At 72.1% G+C, this 26,814-nt stretch carries 25 protein-coding genes; 23 read left to right on the forward strand and 2 right to left on the reverse strand.

The window, feature by feature from the left end:
• Positions 1–22 precede the first annotated feature (22 nt).
• The 6 genes from AB0I73_RS21880 to nusB all read left to right on the forward strand — a co-directional run bounded on the left by AB0I73_RS21880 (position 23) and on the right by nusB (position 4,973).
• A complete protein-coding gene (locus tag AB0I73_RS21880; protein WP_363039846.1) occupies positions 23–505 on the forward strand; it encodes a shikimate kinase in 483 nt (160 codons plus the stop codon).
• Positions 502–1,596, forward strand: coding sequence for a 3-dehydroquinate synthase (gene aroB, locus AB0I73_RS21885; RefSeq protein ID WP_109379460.1), 1,095 nt, complete (start codon positions 502–504; stop codon positions 1,594–1,596). Before AB0I73_RS21880 ends, aroB begins: the two co-directional genes overlap by 4 nt.
• Before the next feature lie 236 nt (positions 1,597–1,832).
• On the forward strand, positions 1,833–2,714 hold the full coding sequence (locus AB0I73_RS21890) for a Pro-rich N-terminal domain-containing protein (RefSeq protein WP_363039770.1): 882 nt from the start codon (positions 1,833–1,835) through the stop codon (positions 2,712–2,714).
• Positions 2,715–2,805: 91 nt separating this feature from the next.
• Entirely contained in the window at positions 2,806–3,912 is a 1,107-nt protein-coding gene (locus AB0I73_RS21895; RefSeq protein WP_363039772.1) for an aminopeptidase P family protein, read from the forward strand.
• A 57-nt stretch (positions 3,913–3,969) separates the two neighbouring features.
• A complete protein-coding gene (gene efp, locus AB0I73_RS21900) occupies positions 3,970–4,536 on the forward strand; it encodes an elongation factor P (RefSeq protein WP_109379458.1) in 567 nt (188 codons plus the stop codon).
• Between the two features lie 2 nt (positions 4,537–4,538).
• Positions 4,539–4,973 (forward strand): transcription antitermination factor NusB, encoded by a 435-nt coding sequence (gene nusB / locus AB0I73_RS21905; protein ID WP_363039775.1) that lies wholly within the window; start codon positions 4,539–4,541, stop codon positions 4,971–4,973.
• A gap of 257 nt (positions 4,974–5,230) precedes the next feature.
• Here nusB and bldD read toward each other — a convergent pair whose 3' ends face one another.
• Positions 5,231–5,734, reverse strand: a complete 504-nt coding sequence (gene bldD, locus AB0I73_RS21910) for a transcriptional regulator BldD (protein ID WP_109379456.1) — start codon at positions 5,732–5,734, stop codon at positions 5,231–5,233.
• Positions 5,735–6,009: 275 nt separating this feature from the next.
• On the opposite strand from bldD, the gene pyrR reads away from it, so the two are divergent.
• The 14 genes from pyrR to AB0I73_RS21980 all read left to right on the forward strand — a co-directional run bounded on the left by pyrR (position 6,010) and on the right by AB0I73_RS21980 (position 22,761).
• Positions 6,010–6,567 (forward strand): bifunctional pyr operon transcriptional regulator/uracil phosphoribosyltransferase PyrR, encoded by a 558-nt coding sequence (pyrR, locus tag AB0I73_RS21915; RefSeq protein ID WP_363039778.1) that lies wholly within the window; start codon positions 6,010–6,012, stop codon positions 6,565–6,567.
• A gap of 108 nt (positions 6,568–6,675) precedes the next feature.
• Entirely contained in the window at positions 6,676–7,650 is a 975-nt protein-coding gene (locus AB0I73_RS21920) for an aspartate carbamoyltransferase catalytic subunit (protein ID WP_109379454.1), read from the forward strand.
• 4 nt (positions 7,651–7,654) lie between these two features.
• Entirely contained in the window at positions 7,655–8,950 is a 1,296-nt protein-coding gene (locus AB0I73_RS21925) for a dihydroorotase (RefSeq protein ID WP_363039780.1), read from the forward strand.
• A complete protein-coding gene (locus tag AB0I73_RS21930) occupies positions 8,947–9,519 on the forward strand; it encodes a hypothetical protein (RefSeq protein WP_363039782.1) in 573 nt (190 codons plus the stop codon). Before AB0I73_RS21925 ends, AB0I73_RS21930 begins: the two co-directional genes overlap by 4 nt.
• Complete coding sequence (carA, locus tag AB0I73_RS21935; protein WP_363039784.1) at positions 9,516–10,697, forward strand: glutamine-hydrolyzing carbamoyl-phosphate synthase small subunit; 1,182 nt, start codon at positions 9,516–9,518, stop codon at positions 10,695–10,697. The genes AB0I73_RS21930 and carA overlap by 4 nt, the downstream gene beginning before the upstream one ends.
• On the forward strand, positions 10,690–13,998 hold the full coding sequence (gene carB, locus AB0I73_RS21940; RefSeq protein ID WP_363039786.1) for a carbamoyl-phosphate synthase large subunit: 3,309 nt from the start codon (positions 10,690–10,692) through the stop codon (positions 13,996–13,998). The genes carA and carB overlap by 8 nt, the downstream gene beginning before the upstream one ends.
• 74 nt (positions 13,999–14,072) lie before the next feature.
• On the forward strand, positions 14,073–15,179 hold the full coding sequence (locus tag AB0I73_RS21945) for a quinone-dependent dihydroorotate dehydrogenase (RefSeq protein WP_363039788.1): 1,107 nt from the start codon (positions 14,073–14,075) through the stop codon (positions 15,177–15,179).
• On the forward strand, positions 15,176–16,021 hold the full coding sequence (gene pyrF, locus AB0I73_RS21950; protein ID WP_363039790.1) for an orotidine-5'-phosphate decarboxylase: 846 nt from the start codon (positions 15,176–15,178) through the stop codon (positions 16,019–16,021). Before AB0I73_RS21945 ends, pyrF begins: the two co-directional genes overlap by 4 nt.
• Positions 16,022–16,278: 257 nt before the next feature.
• Positions 16,279–16,602, forward strand: coding sequence for an integration host factor (locus tag AB0I73_RS21955; protein WP_003977346.1), 324 nt, complete (start codon positions 16,279–16,281; stop codon positions 16,600–16,602).
• Between the two features lie 60 nt (positions 16,603–16,662).
• On the forward strand, positions 16,663–17,256 hold the full coding sequence (gmk, locus tag AB0I73_RS21960; protein WP_363039791.1) for a guanylate kinase: 594 nt from the start codon (positions 16,663–16,665) through the stop codon (positions 17,254–17,256).
• Positions 17,257–17,339: 83 nt separating this feature from the next.
• A complete protein-coding gene (gene rpoZ, locus AB0I73_RS21965) occupies positions 17,340–17,612 on the forward strand; it encodes a DNA-directed RNA polymerase subunit omega (RefSeq protein ID WP_006382157.1) in 273 nt (90 codons plus the stop codon).
• A gap of 212 nt (positions 17,613–17,824) precedes the next feature.
• Positions 17,825–19,027 carry a bifunctional phosphopantothenoylcysteine decarboxylase/phosphopantothenate--cysteine ligase CoaBC gene (gene coaBC, locus AB0I73_RS21970; RefSeq protein WP_363039793.1) on the forward strand — a complete coding sequence of 401 codons (1,203 nt, stop codon included), beginning with the start codon at positions 17,825–17,827 and terminating at the stop codon, positions 19,025–19,027.
• A 236-nt stretch (positions 19,028–19,263) separates the two neighbouring features.
• Positions 19,264–20,487 (forward strand): methionine adenosyltransferase, encoded by a 1,224-nt coding sequence (gene metK, locus AB0I73_RS21975; RefSeq protein ID WP_363039795.1) that lies wholly within the window; start codon positions 19,264–19,266, stop codon positions 20,485–20,487.
• A gap of 126 nt (positions 20,488–20,613) precedes the next feature.
• The gene (locus AB0I73_RS21980; RefSeq protein ID WP_363039797.1) at positions 20,614–22,761 is read left to right on the forward strand and encodes a primosomal protein N'; all 2,148 of its coding nucleotides are present in this window, start codon (positions 20,614–20,616) and stop codon (positions 22,759–22,761) included.
• A 22-nt stretch (positions 22,762–22,783) separates the two neighbouring features.
• Here AB0I73_RS21980 and AB0I73_RS21985 read toward each other — a convergent pair whose 3' ends face one another.
• Positions 22,784–23,353, reverse strand: coding sequence for a hypothetical protein (locus AB0I73_RS21985; protein WP_363039799.1), 570 nt, complete (start codon positions 23,351–23,353; stop codon positions 22,784–22,786).
• A 233-nt stretch (positions 23,354–23,586) separates the two neighbouring features.
• Here AB0I73_RS21985 and fmt point away from each other — a divergent pair, with 233 nt between their 5' ends.
• The 3 genes from fmt to rpe all read left to right on the forward strand — a co-directional run bounded on the left by fmt (position 23,587) and on the right by rpe (position 26,814).
• Positions 23,587–24,519 carry a methionyl-tRNA formyltransferase gene (gene fmt / locus AB0I73_RS21990; protein ID WP_363039801.1) on the forward strand — a complete coding sequence of 311 codons (933 nt, stop codon included), beginning with the start codon at positions 23,587–23,589 and terminating at the stop codon, positions 24,517–24,519.
• Positions 24,520–24,617: 98 nt separating this feature from the next.
• On the forward strand, positions 24,618–26,036 hold the full coding sequence (locus AB0I73_RS21995; RefSeq protein ID WP_363039803.1) for a transcription antitermination factor NusB: 1,419 nt from the start codon (positions 24,618–24,620) through the stop codon (positions 26,034–26,036).
• A gap of 91 nt (positions 26,037–26,127) precedes the next feature.
• On the forward strand, positions 26,128–26,814 hold the full coding sequence (gene rpe, locus AB0I73_RS22000) for a ribulose-phosphate 3-epimerase (protein WP_363039805.1): 687 nt from the start codon (positions 26,128–26,130) through the stop codon (positions 26,812–26,814).

Consider the following 26,814-nt stretch of genomic DNA (forward strand, 5'->3'; position numbering starts at 1 on the left):
GCTGATCGTGCTGGTGGGCCCGATGGGCGTGGGCAAGTCCACCGTCGGGCGGCTGCTGGCCGAGCGGCTGGGCGTCGGCTACCGGGACACCGACGACGACATCGTCGCGGCGCAGGGCCGCAGCATCGCCGAGATCTTCGTGGACGAGGGCGAGTCCGCCTTCCGCGCGCTCGAGAAGCAGGCGGTGCGCACCGCGCTCGCCGAGCACGAGGGCGTCCTGGCCCTGGGCGGCGGCGCCGTCCTCGACGCCGACACGCGCGCGCTGCTCGCCGGGGGGCGGGTCGTCTATCTGTCGATGGACGTCGAGGAGGCGGTCAAGCGCACCGGGCTCAACGCCGCCCGCCCCCTGCTCGCGGTCAATCCGCGCAAGCAGTGGCGCGAGCTGATGGAGGCCCGGCGCCATCTGTACGAGGAGGCCGCGACGGCCGTCGTGGCCACGGACGGCCGCACGCCGGAAGAAGTCACCCGCTCCGCCCTGGACGCACTGGAGATGAAGCAAGCATGAGCAGCGAGGCAGTGACGCGGATCCACGTCGGCGGCACCGCGGGCACCGACCCGTACGAGGTCCTGGTGGGCCGTCAGCTCCTGGGCGAGCTCGGCGGGTTGATCGGGGACAAGGCCAAGCGGGTTGCGATCGTGCACCCCGAGGCGCTCGCCGAGACCGGCGACGTGCTCCGCGCCGACCTCGCCGAGCAGGGCTACGAGGCCATCGCCATCCAGGTGCCCAATGCGGAGGAGGCCAAGACGGCCGAGGTCGCCGCGTACTGCTGGAAGGCGCTCGGCCAGTCCGGGTTCACCCGCACCGACGTCATCGTCGGCGTGGGCGGCGGCGCCAGCACCGACCTGGCCGGTTTCGTGGCCGCGACCTGGCTGCGTGGGGTGCGCTGGATCGCGGTCCCGACCACGGTGCTGGCCATGGTGGACGCGGCCGTCGGGGGCAAGACGGGCATCAACACCGCCGAGGGCAAGAACCTGGTGGGCGCCTTCCACCCGCCCGCCGGTGTGCTGTGCGACCTCGCCGCCCTGGACTCCCTCCAGGTCAACGACTACGTCTCCGGACTGGCGGAGGTCATCAAGGCCGGCTTCATCGCCGACCCGGTGATCCTGGACCTCATCGAGGCCGACCCCCAGGCAGCCCGCACCCCGGCGGGCCCGCACACCGCCGAGCTCATCGAGCGCTCGATCCGGGTCAAGGCCGAGGTCGTCTCCTCCGACCTGAAGGAGGCGGGCCGCCGGGAGATCCTCAACTACGGGCACACCCTCGGTCACGCCATCGAGAAGAACGAGCGCTACAAGTGGCGCCACGGCGCGGCGGTGTCGGTGGGCATGCACTTCGCTGCCGAGCTCGGCCGACTCGCCGGCCGTCTGGACGACGCCACCGCCGACCGGCACCGCGCCGTCCTCGAGTCGGTGGGGCTGCCCCTGCACTACCGCTACGACCAGTGGCCCAAGCTGCTGGAGACCATGAAGGTCGACAAGAAGTCCCGCGGCGACCTGCTGCGCTTCATCGTCCTCGACGGTCTCGCCCGGCCCACCGTGCTGGAGGGCCCGGACCCGGCGGTGCTGCTCGCCGCTTACGGAGAAGTGGGGGAGTAGCCCTCGGAGCAGACCCGGAGCAGACCCCGGCCCCGATCGACGGGACGTTCGGCCCGGCGATCGGGGCACTCGGGGACGCCCCCGACCGTTCATCCGACAACGGCAGTGGGCCGTATCGTTCGAACAGCCACCCCGACGCTCTAGGGTGGGGGAGAGCGGGGACCCACCCTGCCTTCAGTGCTTGTCGCCTGTGGCGAGTGAACCGCGCCCAGCAGACCGAGACGGAGTGGCACCGGATGCAGCACGCAGTGGGTTCTCCGCTGCCGCCGCCCCACCGACCGGGGCACGGACCGGCCGACGGCTGGTCACCGGCCGCACACCACCCGGGAGCGCACCAGGGGCCCGCCCAGGTGCCCCCACCACCTTCGGCCCCTCCGGCCCCTCCGGCTCAGGGGTACCCCGCGCCCCCGCCCGGGCCGGCGCCCCGCCCCGCAGGCGTTCCGCAGACCGGACATCCCTCGGTTCCGCCACCGGACGCCACCGGTCATGTGCCGCTGCCGCCCGGCGGCCCCGTGGCCGTGCCCAGCGCCCCGCAGGCCCCCGCGGCCCCCGACCCGGCCGGTACGACCCTCGCGGTGCTGCTCATAGGCCCGGCGGGAGCGGGGAAGACCAGTGTCGCCAAGTACTGGGCGGACCACCGCCGGGTGCCGACCGCGCACATCAGCCTGGACGACGTACGGGAGTGGGTGCGGTCGGGCTTCGCCGACCCGCAGACCGGGTGGAACGACCACTCGGAGGCGCAGTACCGGCTGGCCCGCCGCACCTGTGGCTTCGCCGCGCGCAACTTCCTCGCCAACGGCATCTCCTGCATCCTCGACGACGCCGTCTTCCCCGATCGCCCCGTCGTCGGCCTCGGCGGCTGGAAACGGCATGTGGGGCCGGGCCTGCTGCCCGTCGTCCTGCTGCCGGGCCTGGACGTCGTCCTGGAACGCAACGCGGAGCGGTCCGGCAACCGCCGCCTCGGCGACGAGGAGGTCGCCCGCATCCACGGCCGCATGGCCGGCTGGTACGGCTCGGGCCTCCCGATCATCGACAACTCCCAGCTCGGCATACCGGAGACGGCCGCGATCCTGGACGACGTCCTGGCCCGGTCCATCGCCAGCCCTCCGGCCTGGTGAATCCCGCCCACGGCGCCGCCGCCCCCGGGCCGGCCCGCCCACTCGGACCTCTCGACCGGCGGTATCCGGCCATCGCTCATAGGCTCGGGTCATGTCTGAGGTGTACGCGGTCCGCCGGACGCGGCTGAGAGAGTGCTGCAACGCGGGCGGCAGCGCGGCGGCGCTGGTGTCCCGGCCCGCCAATGTCCGCTATCTCGCGGGCGCCGTTCCCGAGGACACCGTGCTGCTGCTGGGCCCGGCCGAGGACCTGCTGGTGTGCGCCGCGCCCCTCGACGACCGCTTCCCGCAGACCCGGCCCGACGAGGCGCTGCGTGTTCACGTCGTGCCGAGGGCCGGCGGCGACCCGGCCGCCCTGGCCGCCGGTCTCGCCGCCGCCCAGGGCGCCGACTCCCTGGCCGTCGAGGAGCACCACCTCACCGTGACCCGGCACCGCGCCCTCGGCTCGGCCGCTCCCGGGCTGCGTCTGGCCGATGTCGGAGCGGCGGTCGAGCAGCTCCGGGTGGTCAAGGACGAGGAGGAGATCTCCTGCCTGCGCATCGGCGCGGAGATCGCCGACCAGGCCCTGGGCGAGCTGCTGGAGTCGATCCTCGTCGGCCGTACCGAGCGGCATCTCGCGCTGGAGCTGGAGCGCCGGCTGGTCGACCACGGTGCCGACGGCCCCGCCTTCGCCACCGCCGTCGCCACCGGCCCGAACTCCGGGCGGCCCGGTCACCGGCCCACGGACCGGCGGGTGGAGGAGGGCGACTTCCTCTCCGTCTGTCTCGGCGCCGCCTACCGCGGTTACCGCTGTGCGATCGGCCGTACGTTCGTCATCGGCACCACCCCCGCGGACTGGCAGATCGAGCTGTACGACCTCGTCTTCGCCGCTCAGCGGGCCGGACGGGAGTCCCTCGTACCCGGCGCCGCCTGCCGTGACGTGGACCGCGCGGCCCGTCAGGTGCTGAACGGGGCCGGGTACGCCGAGGCCCTTCCGGACGTCACCGGACACGGAGTCGGACTCGAAATCGACGAGGACCCGCAGATGACCCCGGCGGCCATGGGTAAACTGGACGCTTGTGTGCCGGTCACCGTCGAACCAGGGGTTCACCTCCCGGGCCGGGGCGGTGTCCGGATCGATGACACGCTCGTCGTACGCCCCGAGGCGGACGGCGGACCCGAGCTACTCACCATCACGACCAAGGAGCTGCTGGCGCTCTAGCCTCGCGCCGAGTGCCGGCCCCGGGTCGTCTCACGTCAGTCCAGGAGATTCCGCAACGTGGCTTCCACGAACGACCTCAAGAACGGCATGGTGCTCAAGCTCGAAGGCGGCCAGCTCTGGTCCGTAGTCGAGTTCCAGCACGTCAAGCCCGGCAAGGGCCCGGCCTTTGTGCGTACCAAGCTCAAGAACGTGCTCTCCGGCAAGACCGTCGACAAGACCTTCAACGCCGGCGTGAAGGTCGACACGGCCACCGTCGACAAGCGGGACATGCAGTTCTCCTACATGGACGGCGACTACTTCGTCTTCATGGACATGGAGACCTACGACCAGATGCACATCGACCGCAAGGTCGTCGGTGACGCCGCCCACTTCCTCGTCGAGGGTTTCGAGGCCACCGTGGCCCAGCACGAGGGCGAGGTGCTCTTCGTCGAGCTGCCGGCCGCCGTCGAGCTGACCGTCGCCGAGACCGAGCCGGGCGTCCAGGGCGACCGCTCCACCGGCGGCAACAAGCCGGCCACGCTGGAGACCGGTCACCAGATCCAGGTCCCCCTCTTCATCACCACCGGTGAGAAGATCAAGGTCGACACGCGCACCAGCGACTACCTCGGCCGGGTGACCAGCTAACCGTGGCTGCCCGCAACACGGCCCGCAAGCGCGCCTTCCAGATCCTCTTCGAGGGTGACCAGCGCGGCGCCGACGTTCTGACGGTCCTCGCGGACTGGGTCCGGCATTCCCACTCCGACACCCGGCAGCCGCCGGTGAGCGAGTACACGATGCAACTGGTCGAGGGCTACGCGGAGCACGCGACGCGCATCGACGAACTGATCGCCCAGTACTCGGTCGGCTGGACGCTGGACCGGATGCCGGTCGTCGACCGCAACCTCCTGCGTCTCGGCGCGTACGAGCTGATCTGGGTCGACGAGACCCCGGACGCCGTCGTCCTCGACGAGATGGTGCAGCTGGCGAAGGAGTTCTCCACGGACGAGTCGCCCTCGTTCATCAACGGCCTCCTCGGCCGGCTCAAGGAACTCAAGCCCTCGCTGCGCCGCGACGAGATCTGAGCGGGCGCCGCCACCGGGACAGGGACCGGTACAGGCGCCCGGCAGGTACCCGCGTCGGCACAGACACGCCGGAGGGCCCGCAGCACGACCGCTGCGGGCCCTCCGGCGTACTCGGTGCCCCGGGCCCCGGTGGGGGGACGGGGCGGACGACGGGGATGACGGGTCGGCCGGACGAAGACCGCCGGGGTTGCCCGAACCTCACAGGTTCGGGCCACCCCGGCGGTACGTTTCTGCTCAACCCTCGGAGCGCTCCGTGATCAGCCCTCGTCGTGCGAGGCGACCGCACGGCGCGCGTCCGCGTCCAGGACGCCCCAGCTGATCAGCTGCTCGGTGAGAACCGAGGGGGACTGGTCGTAGATCACGGAGAGGGTGCGCAGGTCGTCCTGACGGATCGAGAGCACCTTGCCGTTGTAGTCGCCGCGCTGGGACTGGATCGTCGCCGCGTACCGCTGCAGCGGGCCCGCCTTCTCCGGCGGCACCGTGGCCAGCCGCTCCAGGTCGAGGACCAGCTTGGGCGGCGGCTCGGCGGCTCCGCCCGGAGTGGTGCCGGGAAGGAGCTCCTGCACCGGAACGCCGTAGAAGTCCGCCAGTTCGGCAAGACGCTGCACGGTCACGGCGCGGTCGCCGCGCTCGTACGAACCGACCACGACCGCCTTCCAGCGGCCCTGGGACTTCTCCTCGACGCCGTGGAGGGAAAGGCCCTGCTGGGTGCGGATCGCTCGGAGCTTGGCCCCGAGCTGTTTGGCGTATTCGCTGGACATATAGCTCCCCGGCACTGTGTCGACGCGGCTGGCATGTTTCCAGGCCGCGCGGCTGGTAACTCACTGTGAGGTTACGCAGAGTTACTCTCGCCCGTCAAGCCGAATGGTCCACACCGACTCTTCCGTGCTACGCCGGACCGGTTGCGCCAGGGGGGTGAGGGGGCGGCGGGCGAAGGAGTGAACAGGGGTGTCGCTGCCGACCTGATAACGTGGGCGGCGCAATTCCGACGTCCTTTAAAGTCCGTCCCGTGAGGCGGAGAAGGAGGTCCGTTCACATGGACACGCACGTCGATGCGCGGCCCGTTCTCGAGGGCCCCGACATCGCGCGGGTACTGACCCGCATCGCCCACGAGATCGTCGAGCGCGCCAAGGGCGCCGACGACGTGGTTCTCCTCGGCATCCCGACCCGGGGCGTCTTCCTCGCCCAGCGGCTCGCCGCCAAGCTCGAGCAGGTCACCGAACGCAAGGTCCCGGTCGGCTCGCTCGACATCACCATGTACCGCGACGACCTGCGCATGCACCCGCCGCGCGCGCTGGCCCGCACCGAGATCCCCGGTGACGGCATCGACGGCCGCCTGGTCGTCCTCGTCGACGACGTGCTCTTCTCCGGGCGCACCATCCGCGCCGCCCTCGACGCGCTGAACGACATCGGGCGCCCCCGTGCGGTGCAGCTCGCCGTCCTCGTCGACCGCGGCCACCGCGAACTGCCCATCCGTGCCGACTACGTCGGCAAGAACCTCCCCACGTCGTTGCGGGAGACGGTCAAGGTCCTGCTCGCCGAGGAGGACGGTCGCGACACCGTACTGCTCGGCGCCAAGCGGCCCTCCCCGTAGCGATCCGGGCGCACGTCGTCGGCGTGCGCCGGCCCGGGGCGCCTCCACGCCTCCGGGTGCCCGGATTCTCCCGTTCTTCCGATTGAACCGCCCTACGGAGCCTGACAGATGCACCGTCATCTCATCTCGGCCGCCGACCTCACCCGTGACGACGCCGTCCTGATCCTCGACACCGCCGAGGAGATGGCCCGGGTCGCCGACCGGCCGATCAAAAAACTGCCGACCCTGCGCGGCCGGACCGTCGTCAACCTCTTCTTCGAGGACTCCACCCGGACCCGGATCTCCTTCGAGGCCGCCGAGAAGCGGCTCTCCGCGGACGTCATCAACTTCACCGCCAAGGGCTCCAGCGTCTCCAAGGGGGAGTCCCTCAAGGACACCGCACAGACCTTGGAAGCCATGGGGGTCGACGCCGTCGTCATCCGGCACGGCGCCTCGGGGGCCCCGTACCGGCTGGCCACCTCCGGCTGGATCGACGCGCACGTCATCAACGCCGGTGACGGCACGCACCAGCACCCCACCCAGGCCCTGCTCGACGCCTTCACCATGCGGCGCCGGCTCGTCGGCCCGGACGCCGGCATCGGCCGGGACCTCGCCGGCCGGCGCATCACGATCGTCGGCGACGTCCTGCACAGCCGGGTCGCCCGCTCCAACGTCGACCTGCTGCACACCCTCGGGGCCGAGGTCACCCTCGTCGCCCCGCCGACCCTGCTGCCGGTCGGCATCGAGTCCTGGCCCTGCGAGGTCTCCTACGACCTCGACCGCACCCTGCCCAAGTCCGACGCCGTGATGATGCTGCGCGTGCAGCGCGAGCGCATGAAGGCCGCGTTCTTCCCGACCGAGCGCGAGTACTCACGGCGCTACGGCCTCGACGGCGAGCGCATGCGGCGGATGCCCGAGCACGCGATCGTGATGCACCCCGGCCCCATGGTCCGCGGGATGGAGATCACCGCCGAGGTGGCCGACTCCGGCCGCTGCACCGTCGTCGAGCAGGTCACCAACGGGGTCTCCATCCGGATGGCCGTCCTGTACCTGCTGCTCGGGGGCAACGAACCCGCCCTCACCCGCACCACGGAGGAGAAGTAACACCATGAGCAAGACCCTGATCCGCGGTGCGAAGGTGCTCGGCGGCGACCCGCAGGACGTGCTGATCGACGGCGGGACCGTCGCGGCCGTCGGCACCGGGCTGAGCGCCGGGACCGTCGAGGGCGCCGAGGTCGTCGAGGCTGCCGGCAAGGTGCTGCTGCCCGGCCTGGTCGACCTGCACACCCATCTGCGCGAGCCGGGCCGCGAGGACTCCGAGACCGTGCTGACCGGCACCCGCGCGGCGGCGAGCGGCGGCTACACCGCCGTGTTCGCCATGGCCAACACCTTCCCGGTCGCCGACACCGCCGGCGTCGTCGAGCAGGTCTGGCGGCTCGGCAAGGAGCACGGCTACTGCGACGTACGGCCCATCGGCGCCGTCACCGTCGGCCTGGAGGGCGGCACGCTCGCCGAACTGGGCGCCATGCACGAGTCCGCGGCCGGTGTCACCGTCTTCTCCGACGACGGCAAGTGCGTCCACGACGCCGTGATCATGCGGCGCGCACTGGAGTACGTGAAGGCCTTCGACGGCGTCGTCGCCCAGCACGCGCAGGAACCCCGGCTGACCGAGGGCGCCCAGATGAACGAGGGCGTCGTCTCCGCCGAGCTGGGTCTGGGCGGCTGGCCGGCCGTCGCCGAGGAGGCGATCATCGCCCGGGACGTCCTGCTCGCCGAGCACGTCGGTTCCCGCGTCCACATCTGCCACCTGTCGACGGCGGGCAGCGTCGAGATCGTGCGCTGGGCCAAGGCCCGCGGCATCCGCGTCACCGCCGAGGTCACCCCGCACCACCTGCTCCTCACCGACGAACTGGTGCGCACCTACAACCCGGTCTACAAGGTCAACCCGCCGCTGCGCACCGAGCGGGACGTCCTGGCGCTGCGCGAGGCGCTCGCCGACGGCACGATCGACATCGTCGCCACCGACCACGCCCCGCACCCGCACGAGGACAAGGACTGCGAGTGGGCGGCCGCGGCCATGGGCATGGTCGGCCTGGAGACCGCGGTGTCGGTGGTCCAGGAGACGATGGTCGACACGGGCCTGCTGGACTGGGCCGGCGTGGCCGACCGGATGTCCTTCGCCCCCGCGCGCATCGGACGGGCCGAGGGTCACGGCCGTCCCGTCTCGGTGGGTGAGCCCGCCAACCTCACCCTCGTCGACACGGCATACCGTGGTTCCGTGGACCCCGCGGGCTTCGCCTCGCGCAGCCGCAACACCCCGTACGAGGGCCGCGAGCTGCCGGGCCGTGTCACGCACACCTGGCTCCGGGGCACGGCCACGCTCGTCGACGGGAAGCTCACGTGACACCTGTAATCCTGCTGGCCGCCGAGAAACGATCGGCGGAAGTGACCGACTGGGCGGCCAGGATCGGCTGGGTCGTCGGACTCGCGCTCTTCGTCGTGCTCGTCTACTGGCTGATGCGCGAGGGCTGGAAGTGGCGCGGCACCCTCCAGGGCGACCTCCCCGGGCTGCCCACGACCCCGGACGACCCCGGCCCGGCGAAACTGAGCGCGAGCGGCCGCTACCACGGCTCCACCACCGCCGGTCAGTGGCTCGACCGCATCGTGGCGCACGGCCTGGGCACCCGCAGCCGGGTGGAGCTCACCCTCACCGACGCGGGCCTGGACGTCGTACGCCCCGGAGCCGGCGACTTCTTCGTCCCGGCCGACGCGCTGCGCGGGGCCCGGCTCGACAAGGGCATCGCCGGCAAAGTGCTCACCGAGGGCGGCCTGCTCGTCGTCACCTGGGCACACGGCGAGCGGCTGATCGACTCCGGCTTCCGCTTCGACCACGCGGCCGACCACAACGAGTGGGTCCCGGCCATCAACTCCATGAGCAAGACGAACGTCACGACGGAAGGCGCCGAACGATGACAACCTCCACCCGGGGAACCACCTCTCGCAAGAAGGTGCTTCCCGCCGTACTCGTCCTGGAGGACGGCCGGGTCTTCCGCGGCCGTGCCTACGGGGCGGTGGGGGAGACCTTCGGCGAAGCGGTGTTCTCCACCGGGATGACCGGCTACCAGGAGACCCTCACCGACCCGTCCTACCACCGCCAGGTCGTCGTGATGACCACGCCGCACGTCGGCAACACCGGAGTCAACGACGACGACCCCGAGTCCCAGCGGATCTGGGTCGCCGGCTACGTCGTGCGCGACCCCGCGCGCGTGCCGTCCAACTGGCGCTCCCGCCGTGCCCTGGACGAGGAGCTCGCCGCCCAGGGCGTCGTCGGCATCAGCGGCATCGACACCCGCGCGCTGACCCGGCACCTGCGGGAACGGGGCGCCATGCGCGTCGGCATCTTCAGTGGCGACGCCGTACGGGACGACGCCGCGCTGCTGGCCGACGTGCGGGAAGCCCCCGAGATGAAGGGCGCCGACCTCGCCGCCGAGGTCGCCACCACCGAGCCGTACGTCGTCCCCGCCGTCGGCCCCGACGGCGAGGCCGTCCCGGTCGGTGCAGCGAAGTTCACCGTCGCCGCGATCGACCTCGGCATCAAGGGCATGACCGCCCAGCGCATGACACAGCGCGGCATCGAGGTGCACGTCCTGCCCGCGAACGCCACCCTCGACGACGTCTACGCCGTCAACCCCGACGGGGTGTTCTTCTCCAACGGCCCCGGCGACCCCGCCACCGCCGACCACCCCGTCTCCGTGATGAGGGGCGTCCTGGAGCGCGGCACCCCGCTCTTCGGGATCTGCTTCGGCAACCAGATCCTCGGCCGCGCCCTCGGCTTCGGCACCTACAAGCTGAAGTACGGCCACCGAGGCATCAACCAGCCGGTGCAGGACCGTGCGACCGGCAAGGTCGAGGTCACCTCGCACAACCACGGCTTCGCCGTCGACGCCCCGCTCGACAAGGTCTCCGAGACCCCGTTCGGACGGGTGGAGGTGTCCCACGTCTGCCTCAACGACAACGTGGTGGAGGGACTCCGCCTGCTCGACCGGCCGGCCTTCAGCGTCCAGTACCACCCGGAAGCGGCAGCGGGCCCGCACGACGCCGCCTACCTGTTCGACCGCTTCGTATCCCTGATGGAGGGCCAGCGTGCCTAAGCGCACCGATATCCAGTCCGTCCTGGTCATCGGCTCCGGCCCGATCGTCATCGGCCAGGCCGCCGAGTTCGACTACTCCGGCACCCAGGCGTGCCGGGTGCTGAAGGCCGAGGGCCTGCGCGTCATCCTGGTCAACTCCAACCCGGCGACGATCATGACCGACCCGGAGATCGCCGACGCCACCTACGTCGAACCGATCACCCCGGAGTTCGTCGAGAAGATCATCGCCAAGGAGCAGCCGGACGCCCTGCTGCCCACCCTGGGCGGCCAGACGGCCCTGAACACCGCGATCTCCCTGCACGAGAACGGCGTCCTGGAGAAGTACGGCGTCGAGCTGATCGGCGCCAACGTGGAGGCCATCCACAAGGGCGAGGACCGCGACCTGTTCAAGGAGGTCGTGGAGGAGGTCCGCAAGAAGATCGGACACGGCGAGTCCGCCCGGTCCTACATCTGCCACTCCATGGACGACGTCCTCAAGGGCGTCGAGGAGCTCGGCGGCTACCCCGTCGTCGTCCGCCCGTCCTTCACCATGGGCGGCGCCGGTTCCGGCTTCGCCCACGACGAGGACGAGCTGCGCCGCATCGCCGGACAGGGCCTGACCCTGTCGCCGACCACCGAGGTGCTCCTGGAGGAGTCCATCCTCGGCTGGAAGGAGTACGAGCTGGAGCTGATGCGCGACAAGCACGACAACGTCGTGGTCGTCTGCTCCATCGAGAACTTCGACCCCATGGGCGTGCACACCGGCGACTCGATCACCGTCGCGCCCGCGATGACGCTGACCGACCGCGAGTACCAGACCCTGCGGGACATCGGCATCGCCGTCATCCGCGAGGTCGGCGTCGACACCGGGGGCTGCAACATCCAGTTCGCGGTGAACCCCGAGGACGGGCGCGTCATCGTCATCGAGATGAACCCGCGCGTGTCGCGCTCCTCGGCACTGGCCTCCAAGGCCACCGGATTCCCGATCGCCAAGATCGCCGCGAAGCTCGCCGTGGGCTACACCCTCGACGAGATCCCCAACGACATCACGAAGGAGACCCCGGCCTCCTTCGAGCCGGCCCTCGACTACGTCGTCGTCAAGGCCCCGCGGTTCGCCTTCGAGAAGTTCCCGAGTGCCGACTCCACCCTCACCACCACCATGAAGTCGGTCGGCGAGGCCATGGCGATCGGCCGCAACTTCACCGAGGCCCTGCAGAAGGCGCTGCGTTCGCTGGAGAAGAAGGGCAGCCGGTTCACCTTCGTGGGCGACCCCGGGGACAAGGCGCTCCGCCTCGACGAGGCGATCCGCCCGACCGACGGACGCATCAACGCGGTCATGCAGGCCATCCGTGCGGGAGCCACCCCCCAGGAGGTCTTCGACGCCACCAAGATCGATCCCTGGTTCGTCGACCAGCTCTTCCTCCTCAAGGAGATCGCCGACGAGATCGCCGAGGCGCCCGAGCTGACCCGGGACCTGCTCGCCGAGGCCAAGCGGCACGGCTTCTCCGACGAGCAGATCAGCGAGATCCGCGGCCTGCGCGCGGACGTCGTCCGCGAGGTCCGGCACGCACTGGGCATCCGCCCGGTCTACAAGACGGTCGACACCTGCGCCGCCGAGTTCGCCGCGGACACGCCGTACTTCTACTCCTCCTACGACGAGGAGACCGAGGTCGCCCCGCGCGAGAAGCCCGCGGTGATCATCCTGGGCTCCGGACCGAACCGCATCGGCCAGGGCATCGAGTTCGACTACTCCTGCGTCCACGCCTCCTTCGCGCTGAGCGACGCCGGGTACGAGACCGTGATGGTCAACTGCAACCCGGAGACGGTCTCCACCGACTACGACACCTCCGACCGGCTCTACTTCGAGCCGCTCACCCTGGAGGACGTCCTGGAGATCGTCCACGCGGAGCAGCAGGCCGGACCGATCGCGGGTGTGATCGTCCAGCTCGGCGGCCAGACCCCGCTGGGCCTGGCCCAGGCGCTGAAGGACAACGGTGTGCCGATCGTCGGCACGCCCCCCGAGGCCATCCACGCCGCCGAGGACCGGGGGGCCTTCGGCCGCGTCCTGGCGGAGGCCGGCCTGCCGGCCCCCAAGCACGGCACCGCCACCACCTTCGCCGAGGCCAAGGCCATCGCCGACGAGATCGGCTATCCGGTCCTCGTGCGCCCGTCCTACGTGCTCGGCGGGCGCGGCATGGAGATCGTCTACGACGAGAACCGGCTGGAGTCGTACATCGCCGAGTCGACCGAGATCAGTCCCTCCCGGCCGGTGCTGGTCGACCGGTTCCTCGACGACGCGGTCGAGATCGACGTCGACGCGCTGTACGACGGTGAGGAGCTCTACCTCGGCGGTGTCATGGAGCACATCGAGGAGGCCGGCATCCACTCCGGCGACTCGGCGTGCGCCCTGCCCCCGATCACGCTCGGCGGCTTCGACATCAAGCGGCTGCGCGCCTCCACCGAGGGCATCGCACGCGGGGTCGGGGTGCGCGGTTTGATCAACATCCAGTTCGCGCTGTCCGGCGACATCCTCTACGTCCTGGAGGCCAACCCGCGCGCCTCCCGCACCGTCCCCTTCACCTCGAAGGCGACCGCGGTGCCGCTGGCCAAGGCGGCAGCCCGGATCTCCCTCGGCGCGACCGTCGCCGAACTCCGCGCGGAGGGCCTGCTCCCCGCCCAGGGGGACGGCGGCACGCTGCCCCTGGACGCGCCGATCTCCGTCAAGGAGGCCGTCCTGCCGTGGTCGCGCTTCCGCGACATCCACGGCCGCGGCGTCGACACGGTCCTCGGCCCGGAGATGCGCTCCACCGGCGAGGTCATGGGCATCGACTCCGTCTTCGGCACGGCCTACGCCAAGTCGCAGGCCGGCGCCTACGGGCCGCTGCCCACCCGGGGCCGCGCCTTCATCTCGGTCGCCAACCGGGACAAGCGCCTGATGATCTCCCCGGCGCGTGAGCTGGTCGCCCACGGCTTCGAACTGCTCGCCACCTCCGGCACCGCCGAGGTCCTCAAGCGCAACGGCATCAACGCCACCGTGGTGCGCAAGCAGTCCGAGGGCACCGGTCCGAACGGAGAGAAGACCATCGTCCAGCTGATCCACGACGGCGAGGTCGACCTCATCGTCAACACGCCGTACGGCACCGGCGGCCGTCTCGACGGCTACGACATCCGCACGGCCGCGGTGGCGCGGTCCGTGCCGTGCCTGACGACGGTCCAGGCGCTCGCCGCGGCGGTCCAGGGCATCGACGCCCTCAACCGCGGCGAGGTGGGCGTCCGCTCGCTCCAGGAACACGCACACCATCTGACAGCGGCCCGCGACTAGGGCCGAGCCGCCGGAGGGGGACACCGTCAACGGTGTCCCCCTCTTCATGAGGACCACCTGGGACAGGACACCCGATGTACACGTACTTCTTCCGTCTGATCTTCCAGCGCATGGACCCGGAGCGGGCCCACCGGCTGGCCTTCCGCTGGATCCGCCGCGTCGCGGACGTCCCCGTGCTGCGCACCTTCGTCGCCGCCGTGCTCGCCCCCCGGATCAAGGAACTGCGCACCGAGGCGTTCGGGCTGCGTCTGCACAGCCCCTTCGGACTCGCCGCCGGCTTCGACAAGAACGCCGTCGGCGTCGACGGGATGGCGATGCTCGGCTTCGACCATGTCGAGATCGGCACGGTGACCGGGGAACCGCAGCCCGGGAACCCCGGGAAGCGGCTGTTCCGGCTGGTGCCGGACCGGGCGCTGATCAACCGCATGGGATTCAACAACGAGGGCTCGCTGGCCGTCGCCGCCCGCCTGGCCTCCCGCACACCCGTCTTCCGGACCGTGGTGGGCGTCAACATCGGCAAGACCAAGGTGGTACCGGAGGACGAGGCCGTCGCGGACTACGTGAAGTCCGCCGAGCGGCTGGCACCGTACGCCGACTACCTGGTGGTCAACGTCTCCTCCCCGAACACGCCGGGGCTGCGCGACCTCCAGGCCGCGGACCGGCTGCGCCCGCTGCTGAGCGCCGTCCGCGAGGCCGCCGACCGCAGTGCCCCCGGCCGCCGGGTGCCGCTGCTGGTCAAGATCGCCCCCGATCTCGCCGACGAGGACATCGACACGGTCGCCGACCTCGCCGTGGAACTCGGCCTGGACGGGATCATCGCCACCAACACCACCATCGCGCGCGCGGAGCTCTCCCTGGCCTCCGAGCCCGCCCTGGCCGCGGAGGCCGGGGGCCTGTCCGGTGCTCCGCTCAAGGCACGCTCCCTGGAGGTGCTGCGCCGCCTGTACGCGCGCGTGGGGGACCGGATCACCCTGATCGGAGTCGGCGGCATCGAGAACGCCGAGGACGCCTGGCAGCGCATCCTGGCCGGCGCCACGCTGGTCCAGGGCTACAGCGCACTCATCTACGAGGGCCCTTTCTGGAGCCGTGCCGTCCACAAGGGACTCGCCGCGCGGCTGCGCACCAGCCCGTACAGCACGCTCGCCGACGCGGTGGGCGCCGACGTGAGGAAGACGGCATGAGCGGACTCGACCCCTTCGGCGTGCGCCTGCGCCGCGCCATGGACGCGCGCGGCCCGCTGTGCGTCGGCATCGACCCCCACGCCTCCCTGCTCGCCGAATGGGGCCTGAACGACGACGTGGCCGGACTGGAGCGGTTCAGCCGCACGGTCGTCGAGGCGGTCGCGGACCGGGTCGCCGTGCTCAAGCCGCAGAGCGCGTTCTTCGAGCGCTTCGGCTCACGCGGCATCGCGGTACTGGAGAGGTCGGTCGCCGAGGCGCGGGAGGCCGGCGCGCTGGTGGTCATGGACGCCAAGCGCGGCGACATCGGCTCGACCATGGCGGCCTACGCCGAGTCCTTCCTGCACCGGAGCTCCCCGCTGTTCTCGGACGCGCTGACGGTCTCCCCCTACCTCGGCTACGGCTCGCTGGGCCCGGCGGTGGAGACGGCCCGGGAGAACGGCGCGGGACTGTTCGTCCTGGCACTGACCTCCAACCCGGAGGGCGGTGAGGTGCAGCACGCGGTGCGTCCCGACGGGCGCAGCGTCGCGGCGACCGTGCTCGCCCACCTGGCCGCCGAGAACGCGGGGGAGGCGCCCCTGGGGTCCTTCGGCGCGGTGGTCGGCGCGACGCTCGGCGACCTGTCGTCGTACGACCTGGACATCAACGGTCCGCTTCTCGCGCCCGGCATCGGAGCCCAGGGGGCCACGGCGGCGGATCTCCCGGCGGTCTTCGGGAAGGCGGTGCGCAACGTCGTGCCGAGCGTGAGCCGGGGCGTGTTGCGCCACGGTGCCGATGTGGTCGCGCTGCGTGACGCCACGGAGCGGTTCGCGGAGGAGATCAGGGCGGCCGTGACACCGGCCTGAGCCTCCGACGAGGGACGGAGGAGCCCGCCGAGGCCTGGATGCGGCGACAAATCCGGGGCGATTAGCCCTAAATGCCTGTTCCGCTCAAGGCTGACCTGGACTTTTCCGCTGTTCTCGCTGACTCTGACGGAGTTGGCCGCTAGTCTCCGACGGAGAGTGAACGGGTAAGCGTGTGGTGCCCGTGGCTCCCAGGTGTGGGGCGACCAGGTTCCTCACCGGTCCGTATCCGACAGTTCGACATCCGAGGTGACGTAGGCGTGGCTCTTCCGCCCCTTACCCCTGAACAGCGCGCAGCCGCGCTCGAAAAGGCCGCCGCGGCTCGCCGGGAGCGGGCCGAGGTCAAGAATCGACTCAAGCACTCCGGTGCCTCCCTCCACGAGGTCATCAAGCAGGGCCAGGAGAACGACGTCATCGGCAAGATGAAGGTCTCCGCGCTGCTCGAGTCCCTGCCGGGCGTGGGCAAAGTCCGCGCCAAGCAGATCATGGAGCGACTGGGCATCTCGGAGAGCCGCCGGGTGCGTGGCCTCGGCTCCAACCAGATCGCATCCCTGGAGCGCGAGTTCGGCAGCACCGGCTCCTGAGTGCCGGGCGGCCCGGGACCGGCGTCCCGGGCATCCCGGGATTGCTGGAATAATCGCCGTATGGCTGCAACACCCCGGGGGACGACCCCCGTACTCCCGGACGCTCGTCCGCGGCTGACCGTGCTCTCCGGCCCCTCGGGGGTCGGCAAGAGCACGGTCGTCGCCCATATGCGCAAGGCCCACCCCGAGGTCTGGCTCTCGGTGTCGGCGACGACCCGCAAGCCGCGCCCGGGGGAACAGCACGGGGTCCACTACTTCTTCGTCACCGACGACGAGATGGACAAGCTGATCGCCAACGGCGAGCTGCTGGAGTGGGCCGAGTTCGCGGGCAACCGCTACGGCACCCCCCGCGCGGCGGTGCTGGAGCACCTGGAGTCGGGCCTGCCCGTCCTCCTGGAGATCGACCTCCAGGGCGCCCGGCAGGTCCGTACGTCCATGCCCGAGGCCCAGCTGGTGTTCCTGGCCCCGCCCTCCTGGGAGGAGCTGGTGCGCCGGCTCACGGGCAGGGGCACCGAGTCGCCCGAGGTGGTCGAGCGTCGGCTGGAGGCCGCGAAGATCGAACTGGCCGCCGAGCCGGAGTTCGACACGACCCTGGTCAACACCTCCGTCGAGGACGTGGCGCGCGAGCTGCTAGCCTTGATGAACGTCGTGTGATCGTCAGCGTTTCCCCAGCGGCCGTCCCACGATCACGCAGACCTCATCTGCACCCATCTTTCCCATCCATCGGAAGGTAGAGCGTGTCCTCTTCCATCTCCACGCCCGAGGGCATCATCAACCCGCCGATCGACGAGCTTCTCGAGGCCACGGACTCGAAGTACAGCCTCGTGATCTACGCGGCCAAGCGGGCTCGCCAGATCAACGCGTACTACTCGCAGCTCGGTGAAGGGCTCCTCGAGTACGTCGGTCCCCTCGTCGACACCCACGTCCACGAGAAGCCGCTCTCGATCGCCCTGCGTGAGATCAACGCGGGACTGCTGACCTCCGAGGCCGTCGAAGGCCCCGCTCAGTAAGTCGCACCGTCGCACGGTCATTCGGTACTGCGGTCGCAACGTCGTATCAGCGACTCTCAGCCGACTTTTCCACAGGCCCGGCAGCACGGCTGCCGGGCCTGTGGTCTTGTCGGGGGCGTGGGGGCCGTTCCCCGCGGTGGTGCAGCATGAGAGATGTGCGCCCGTCCGAGGCGCGCACGGGGAGCCGGACAACCGGAGAGGGACGGAGAGACGTGGACAAGCCGAAGGTCGTTCTGGGCGTCACCGGCGGCATCGCCGCCTACAAGGCCTGTGAGCTGCTCAGGCGGCTGACGGAGTCGGGGCACGACGTGCGTGTCGTCCCCACCGCCTCCGCACTGCACTTCGTCGGCGCCGCCACCTGGTCCGCGCTCTCCGGGAACCCGGTCACCACCGAGGTCTGGGACGACGTCCACGAGGTGCCGCACGTCCGCATCGGGCAGCACGCCGACCTGGTGGTCGTCGCCCCGGCCACCGCGGACATACTGGCGAAGGCGGCGCACGGCCTGGCCGACGACCTCCTCACCAACACCCTGCTCACCGCCCGATGCCCGGTGGTCTTCGCCCCCGCCATGCACACCGAGATGTGGGAGCACCCGGCCACCCGGGAGAACGTGGCGACCCTGCGCCGACGCGGTGCCGTCGTCATCGAACCGGCGGTCGGCCGGCTCACCGGCGTGGACACCGGCAAGGGCCGGCTGCCCGACCCCGGCGAGATATTCGAGGTCTGCCGCCGGGTGCTGGCCCGGGGCGCGGCCGAGCCCGACCTCGAGGGACGGCACGTCGTGGTCAGCGCCGGCGGCACCCGCGAGCCCCTCGACCCGGTCCGCTTCCTCGGCAACCGCTCCTCCGGCAAGCAGGGCTACGCCCTCGCCCGTACCGCCGCCGCGCGGGGCGCGCGCGTCACGCTGATCGCCGCCAACGCGTCCCTGCCCGACCCCGCGGGGGTCGACGTCGTTCCCGTCGGGACCGCCGTGGAGCTGCGTGCGGAGGTGCTGCGCGCCGCCGCCGACGCCGACGCGGTGGTCATGGCCGCCGCCGTCGCCGACTTCCGGCCCGCGGCCTACGCGGCCGGCAAGATCAAGAAGAAGGACGGCCAGGAACCCGAGCCCGTCACCCTGGTGCGCAACCCGGACGTCCTCGCCGAGATCTCCGCCGACCGTGCCCGTCCCGGACAGGTGATCGTGGGCTTCGCCGCGGAGACGGACGACGTCCTCGCCAACGGCCGCGCCAAGCTGAAGCGCAAGGGCTGCGATCTGCTCGTGGTCAATGAGGTCGGCGAGCGCAAGACGTTCGGCTCGGAGGAGAACGAGGCGGTGGTGCTGGGAGCCGACGGCAGCGAGACGCCCGTGGCCCACGGCCCCAAGGAAGCCCTGGCCGACACGGTCTGGGACCTGGTGGCCGGACGCCTGGGCTGAACGGGAACGTCCTGTGTGCGGGCCGGAAACGCCGCCCGCCGGGGCGTGGCGCCTCTGGCCAACCCGCCTCGGCATGGGCAGAATGCCCGTGCCGCAGCCCACGGAGCTCCCGAGAGGCGAGACAGGGGGCCCCGTGGCGAGGCGCGACAGATAAACTGTTCCACGGACGGCGTGAGGTGCAGCCCCAGCCGTCCATCAATGATCAGCCAGCAGCCGCTGCAACCCCAGGGAGCGTTGTGTCCCGTCGTCTCTTCACCTCGGAGTCCGTGACCGAGGGTCACCCCGACAAGATCGCTGACCAGATCAGCGACACCATCCTTGACGCACTGCTCCGCGAGGACCCGACCTCGCGCGTCGCCGTCGAGACCCTGATCACCACCGGCCTGGTGCACGTGGCCGGAGAGGTCACGACCAAGGCTTACGCGCCGATCCCGCAGCTGGTGCGGGAGAAGATCCTGGAGATCGGCTACGACTCCTCGAAGAAGGGCTTCGACGGTGCCTCCTGCGGCGTGTCGGTGTCGATCGGGTCCCAGTCGCCGGACATCGCGCAGGGTGTCGACACCGCGTATGAGAGCCGGGTCGAGGGTGCCGCCGCAGGTGGGGAAACGGACGAGCTGGACCGGCAGGGCGCCGGGGACCAGGGTCTGATGTTCGGCTACGCGACGGACGAGACGCCGACGCTGATGCCGCTGCCGATCTTCCTCGCCCACCGCCTGTCCAAGCGCCTGTCCGACGTGCGCAAGAACGGCACGATCCCCTACCTGCGCCCGGACGGCAAGACCCAGGTCACCATCGAGTACGACGGCGACAAGGCGGTCCGCCTCGACACCGTGGTCGTCTCCTCCCAGCACGCCTCCGACATCGACCTCGATTCGCTGCTCGCCCCGGACATCCGCGAGTTCGTCGTGGAGCCGGAGCTGAAGGCGCTGCTGGACGAGGGCATCAAGCTGGACACCGAGACGTACCGTCTGCTGGTCAACCCCACCGGCCGCTTCGAGATCGGCGGGCCGATGGGCGACGCGGGCCTCACCGGCCGCAAGATCATCATCGACACCTACGGCGGTATGGCCCGGCACGGCGGCGGCGCCTTCTCCGGCAAGGACCCCTCCAAGGTGGACCGCTCGGCGGCGTACGCGATGCGCTGGGTCGCCAAGAACGTGGTCGCGGCCGGCCTGGCCGCCCGCTGCGAGGTCCAGGTGGCGTACGCCATCGGCAAGGCCGAGCCGGTCGGTCTGTTCGTGGAGACCTTCGGCACCGCCAAGGTCGACACCGAGCTGATCGAGCGGGCGATCGATGAGGTGTTCGACCTCCGCCCGGCCGCCATCATCCGCGACCTGGACCTGCTCCGCCCGATCTACTCCCAGACCGCCGCCTACGGCCATTTCGGCCGAGAGCTGCCCGACTTCACCTGGGAGCGCACCGACCGCGTGGACGCGCTGCGCAAGGCGGCGGGTCTGTAGGCCGCACGCCCGCACCCATGGCACGTCCGCCGAGGCCCGGCGTCCCTCCAAGGACGCCGGGCCTCGGCGCGTTCCCGGGGGTGGGAACGCCGCCGGTTGTCAGTCGCGTTTGGTAAGAATGCAAGCGTGAGCAGCGAGAACGGGCAGGTGGACGGTGGTGCGCGGGGTGCCCCGCCGGAGCAGCTCGCGCTCATCCGCGAGACCGTGCGCAAGGCGGACACACCCCGGGCCAAGCCGCGGACCTGGCGGGGTGCCGCGCTCGCCGGGGAACTACCGGTCGCGCGCGTCCTGGTCGACAAGGGCGCGCTGCACCTCGACCGGTACTTCGACTACGCGGTGCCCGAGGAACTCGACGCCGACGCGCAGCCGGGCGTCAGGGTCCGGGTGCGGTTCGGGGCCGGCCGGCACCGGGTGCGCGAGGGACGCCGCGAGGGCGGAGGGCTGATCGACGGGTTCCTCGTCGAGCGACTCGCCGAGTCCGACTACTCCGGCCCGCTGGCCGCCCTCGCCCAGGTGGTGTCACCCGAGCCGGTCCTGAACGAGGAACTGCTGGGGCTGGCCCGCGCGGTCGCCGACCGGTACGCGGGCAGCCTCGCCGACGTGCTTCAGCTCGCCGTGCCGCCGCGCAACGCCCGCGCCGAGCGGCGTCCCTCGCCCGACCCCGCGCCGCCGCCCCCGATACCCGAGCCGGGCTCCTGGGCCCGGTACGAACAGGGGGAGGCCTTCCTCCGGTCGCTGGCCTCCGGCGGTGCTCCGCGGGCCGTGTGGAACGCGCTGCCCGGACCGCTGTGGAGCGAGGAGCTGGCCCGTGCCGTGGCGGCGACGCTGGCCTCGGGGCGCGGCGCGCTCGTCGTCCTGCCGGACGGACGGAGCGTCGCCCGTGTCGACGCCGCGCTCACCGAGCTCCTGGGCAAGGGGCGGCATGCCGTACTGACCGCCGACGCCGGACCCGAGAAGCGGTACGCGCAGTGGCTCGCCGTGCGGCGGGGGTCCGTGCGCGCCGTGATCGGCACCCGGGCGGCGATGTTCGCGCCCGTCCAGGATCTCGGGCTGGTCGCGCTCTGGGACGACGGCGACGCCAGCCACAGCGAGCAGCACGCCCCGCAGCCGCACGCGCGAGAAGTGCTGCTGCTGCGGGCGGCGCAGGACAAGTGCGGCTTCCTGCTGGGGAGCTGGAGCTGCACGGTGGAGGCCGCCCAGCTGGTCGAGACCGGCTGGGCCGGACCGCTGGTCGCCGGGAGGGGCCGGGTACGGGCCGCCGCGCCGCTGGTGCGGACCGTCGGCGACGGGGACCTCGCGCGGGACGAGGCCGCCCGTGCCGCCCGGCTGCCGACGCTCGCCTGGCAGGCCGTCAGGGAGGGGCTGCGGCACGGGCCGGTGCTCGTGCAGGTGCCCCGGCGCGGCTATGTCCCCCGGATGGTGTGCGCCGGCTGTCGCACCCCCGCGCGGTGTCGGCACTGCTCGGGGCCGCTGGAGGCGCACGGTGTCGGCGATCTGCAGTGCGGGTGGTGCGGGCGCGAGGAGGTCGGCTGGCACTGCCCGGAGTGCGGCGGGTTCCGGCTGCGGGCCCAGGTGGTGGGGGCCCGCCGGACCGCCGAGGAGCTGGGGCGGGCCTTCCCCGCCGTGCCGGTGCGCACCTCAGGGCGCGAGCATGTGCTGGACACGGTGCCGGGCACGCCCGCGCTGGTGGTGAGCACCCCCGGGGCCGAGCCGGTCGCGGAGGGCGGCTACGCGGCGGCGCTGCTGCTGGACGGCTGGGCGATGCTGGGCCGGCCCGATCTGCGGGCCGCGGAGGACGCGCTGCGCCGGTGGATCGGTGCGGCGGCGCTGGTGCGTCCGCAGGCGGCCGGCGGCACGGTGGTGGTGATCGCCGAGCCGACGCTGCGGCCCGTGCAGGCACTGGTGCGGTGGGACCCGGTGGGACACGCGGTGCGGGAGCTGAGCGAGCGGACCGAGCTGGGCTTTCCGCCGGTGTCGCGGATGGCGGCCGTGTCGGGACCGGGGGAGGCCGTGGCGGAGTTCCTCCGGGCGGTCGAACTGCCGGCGGAGGCGGAGGTACTGGGGCCCGTCCCGCTGTCCCCCACCCCCGTCGGCCGCCCCCGGCGACCGGGCGGTTCGCCGCCCGGGGAACACTGGGAGCGGGCGCTGATCCGGGTACCACCGGGCAGGGGGGCGGCGCTCACCGGCGCACTGAAGTCGGCCCAGGCGGCGCGCATGGCCCGCGGGGGCGACACACCGGTACGGGTGCGGATCGACCCACCCGACATCGGCTGAACGGCGCCGTACTGCCGTCGGGTCAGCCGTTGCGGGGGCCCGGGAAGGTCGGGGGAGCGGGGGACGCCGTGGGGCGGGGGTCGTTGCGGAGGGACGAGCTGCTCGCTGTGGGCTGGGTCGGCATGGAGCGGGCGGCCGGGACCGTCGGCACGGTGGAGACGCCGGCGCCCACGTTGACCGTGCGGGTCCCCGACGGCTCCGCGGTGTGCTCCGCCTCCATGGCCGGGGCGGTCCGGGCGGCCGAGGCACGGCGGGAGCCGTAGCGGCGGTGCACCGCCTGCTTGGTGACGCCGAGCGCGGAGCCCACCGCGTCCCACGAGAAGCCCAGCGAACGGTCGAAGTCGACGGCTGCGGTGACCAGGGTCTCGACGCTGTCCCGCAGCTCCTGGGCGAGACGGACCGTCGGAGCGGGGGCACGTCCGTAGACGACGAAGCCCGTGGAGGAGCCGGAGCGGCGAGGGCGGTAGACGTTGCCCAGCTGGGCGGTGAGCGTGCGCAGTGCGTCCACCTGCCGGCGGACCCGCTCGATGTCCCGCACCAGCAAGTGCAGGCTGGCGCGAGCCTGGGCGTCGTGGGTTGCGTGGTCGGCCATGGGCAAGCCTCTCGAGCCGGCGTTGAAAGGAACGGGCCGCGTCCGGGCCCGATGTGGTCAACTCTTTCTTGACCAACGCGGATTCGCCCCGCGGGTCACGGGGTGGGGGCGTGGCGGCATATGCGTGCGCCCCCGTGCGGGAGCGTGCGCCTCGGCTTCGTCCGACGCGTGGGTCCCCCATAGACTGGTGCGCTGCCCGCACCCGTTCCTGCCCGAGAGGCCCGAACCACTCCATGAAGCTCGTCTTCGCCGGTACCCCCGAGGTCGCCGTTCCCGCCCTGGACGCTCTTCTCGCTTCGGAGCGGCACGAGGTGGCCGCCGTCGTCACCCGGCCCGACGCGCCGGCCGGGCGGGGCCGCAGGCTGGTGGCCTCTCCGGTCGCCGAGCGGGCGCGAGAGGCCGGGATCGAGGTGCTCAAGCCCGTGAAGCCCCGGGACCCGGAGTTCCTGGAGCGGCTGCGCGAGATCGCCCCCGACTGCTGCCCCGTCGTCGCCTACGGCGCCCTGCTGCCCCGGGCCGCCCTCGACATCCCGGAGCGGGGCTGGGTCAACCTGCACTTCTCGCTGCTGCCCGCCTGGCGCGGTGCGGCGCCCGTCCAGCACGCCGTCATGGCGGGGGACGAGATCACCGGTGCGTCCACCTTCCTCATCGAGGAGGGGCTCGACTCCGGGCCGGTCTACGGCACCGTCACCGAGGAGATCCGCCCCACCGACACCAGCGGCGACCTGCTCACCCGGCTCGCCTTCGCCGGTGCCGGGCTGCTCGCCGCGACCATGGACGGCATCGCGGACGGCACCCTGAAGGCCGTACCGCAGCCCGCCGACGGGGTCACCCTCGCCCCGAAGGTCTCCGTCGAGGACGCCCACGTCGACTGGAACGCCCCGGCCCTGCGCGTCGGCCGGGTCGTGCGAGGCTGCACCCCCGCGCCCGGTGCCTGGACCACCTTCCGGGGCGAGCGGCTCAAGCTCGTCCAGGTCGTCCCCGCTCCCGACCGCACGGACCTCGCCCCGGGCCGGGTGTCCGCGGGCAAGAACAACGTGTACGTCGGCACCGGTTCGCACGCCGTGGAGCTGCTGTGGGTGCAGGCCCAGGGCAAGAAGCCGATGCGGGCGGCGGACTGGGCACGCGGCGCGCGGATCGGCGCGGAGGAGACGGTCGGCGCCTGACGCCGCGGCCTTTGGCCCCACTTCGCCCCGGTCCCGCCCCGCCCCCGGCGACGTAGGCTGGACCGCGCACTTCATCCCACACCCGGAGCACCTTTTTCGTGAGCGACCAGTCCCGTCGACCCCGCAACCCCGGCAAGCCCTACCGTCGGCCCAAGAAGGACCCCGTCCGCATCCTCGCCTTCGAGGCCCTGCGGGCCGTGGACGAGCGGGACGCCTACGCCAACCTCGTCCTGCCGCCGCTGCTGCGCAGGGCCCGCGAGGGCGGTGACTTCGACGCCCGGGACGCGGCGCTCGCCACCGAGCTGGTGTACGGGACGCTGCGCCGGCAGGGCACGTACGACGCGGTCGTCGCGGCCTGTGTCGACCGGCCGCTGCGGGAAGTGGACCCGCCCGTGCTGGACGTGCTCAGTCTGGGCGCGCACCAGCTGCTCGGGACCCGGATCCCCCCGCATGCCGCCGTCTCCGCCTCCGTCGAGCTCGCGCGCGTGGTGCTCGACGACGGGCGGGCCAAGTTCGTCAACGCCGTGCTGCGCAAGGTCGCGCAGCACGACCTCGACGGCTGGCTGGAGCGGGTCGCGCCGCCCTACGACGAGGACCCCGAGGACCATCTCGCCGTCGTGCACTCGCACCCGCGCTGGATCGTCTCCGCGCTGTGGGACTCCCTCGGCGGCGGCCGTGCCGGCATCGAGGAACTGCTGCGGGCGGACAACGAGCGGCCCGAGGTGACCCTGGTCGCCCGTCCCGGGCGAGCCACCCCCGAGGAACTGCTCGGCGAGGAGGCCGCCCTCCCGGGACGCTGGTCGCCGTACGCGGTGCGGCTGAGCGAGGGCGGCGAGCCGGGCGCGATCCCGGCCGTGGCGGACGGCCGGGCCGGAGTGCAGGACGAGGGCAGCCAACTCGTCGCGCTCGCCGTCGCCAACGCCCCGCTGGACGGGCCGGACCACAGGTGGCTGGACGGCTGCGCCGGCCCCGGTGGCAAGGCCGCGCTGCTCGCCGCGCTCGCCGCCGAGCGGGGCGCCGCCCTGCTGGCCTCCGAGAAGCAGCCGCACCGGGCCGGACTGGTCGCGAAGGCGCTGGCCGGGAACCCCGGGCCGTACCAGGTCGTCGCCGCCGACGGGACCCGGCCGCCGTGGCGGCCCGGCAGCTTCGACCGGGTGCTGGTCGACGTGCCGTGCACCGGGCTCGGCGCCCTGCGCCGCCGGCCCGAGGCGCGCTGGCGCCGCCGGCCGGACGACCTGGACGGCTTCGCCCCGCTGCAGCGCGGGCTGTTGCGCGGCGCCCTGGAAGCCGTACGGGTCGGCGGCGTCGTCGGCTACGCCACCTGCTCGCCGCACCTCGCCGAGACCAGGGCCGTGGTCGCCGACCTGCTCAAACAGTTTCCGGACACCGAGCTCCTCGACGCCCGGCCGCTGCTGCCCGGAGTCCCGGAGCTGGGCGAGGGCCCCGACGTACAGCTGTGGCCGCATCTGCACGGGACCGATGCCATGTATCTGGCGCTCATCCGCCGGACCGGCTGACCCCGCCCCGAAGCGGCGGCCGGTCCGCACGCGACCGTATTGGTACCCGACCGATGCCGCCGACCCTCGAAGGGCATGGCAGGCTTGATGCATGGCCGCGCAGATCAACCCCAGTATTCTGTCCGCCGACTTCGCCCGCCTCGCGGACGAGGCGCGGGCGGTCGAGGGAGCCGACTGGCTCCACGTCGACGTCATGGACAACCACTTCGTCCCGAACCTCACGCTCGGTGTGCCGGTCGTGGAGTCGCTCGCCCGTGCGACGGACACTCCGCTGGACTGCCACCTGATGATCGAGGCCCCCGATCGCTGGGCGCCCCAGTACGTCGAGGCGGGGGCCGGTTCCGTCACCTTCCACGTGGAGGCGGCCGCCGCACCGGTGCGGCTGGCCCGCGAGATCCGGGCCAAGGGGGCGCGGGCCTCCATGGCGCTGAAGCCCGCGACCCCCATCGAGCCGTACGAGGACCTCCTCCCCGAGCTCGACATGCTGCTGATCATGACGGTCGAGCCGGGCTTCGGGGGCCAGGCCTTCCTCGACATCGTGCTGTCGAAGATCCGCCGCACCCGCGAGCTGATCAGCAAGCACGGCCTGGAGCTCTGGCTGCAGGTCGACGGCGGGGTCTCGGCGTCCACCATCGAGCAGTGCGCCGACGCCGGCGCCGACGTCTTCGTCGCGGGATCCGCCGTGTACGGGGCGGCGGACCCGGCCGAGGCGGTCCGCGCACTGCGCCGCCAGGCCGAGGCCGCCACGGGCAAGGCGTCCTGGGCATGCGACCACTGA

It is taken from the genome of Streptomyces sp. NPDC050388 (genome assembly GCF_040655635.1).
Lineage (GTDB): Bacteria > Actinomycetota > Actinomycetes > Streptomycetales > Streptomycetaceae > Streptomyces.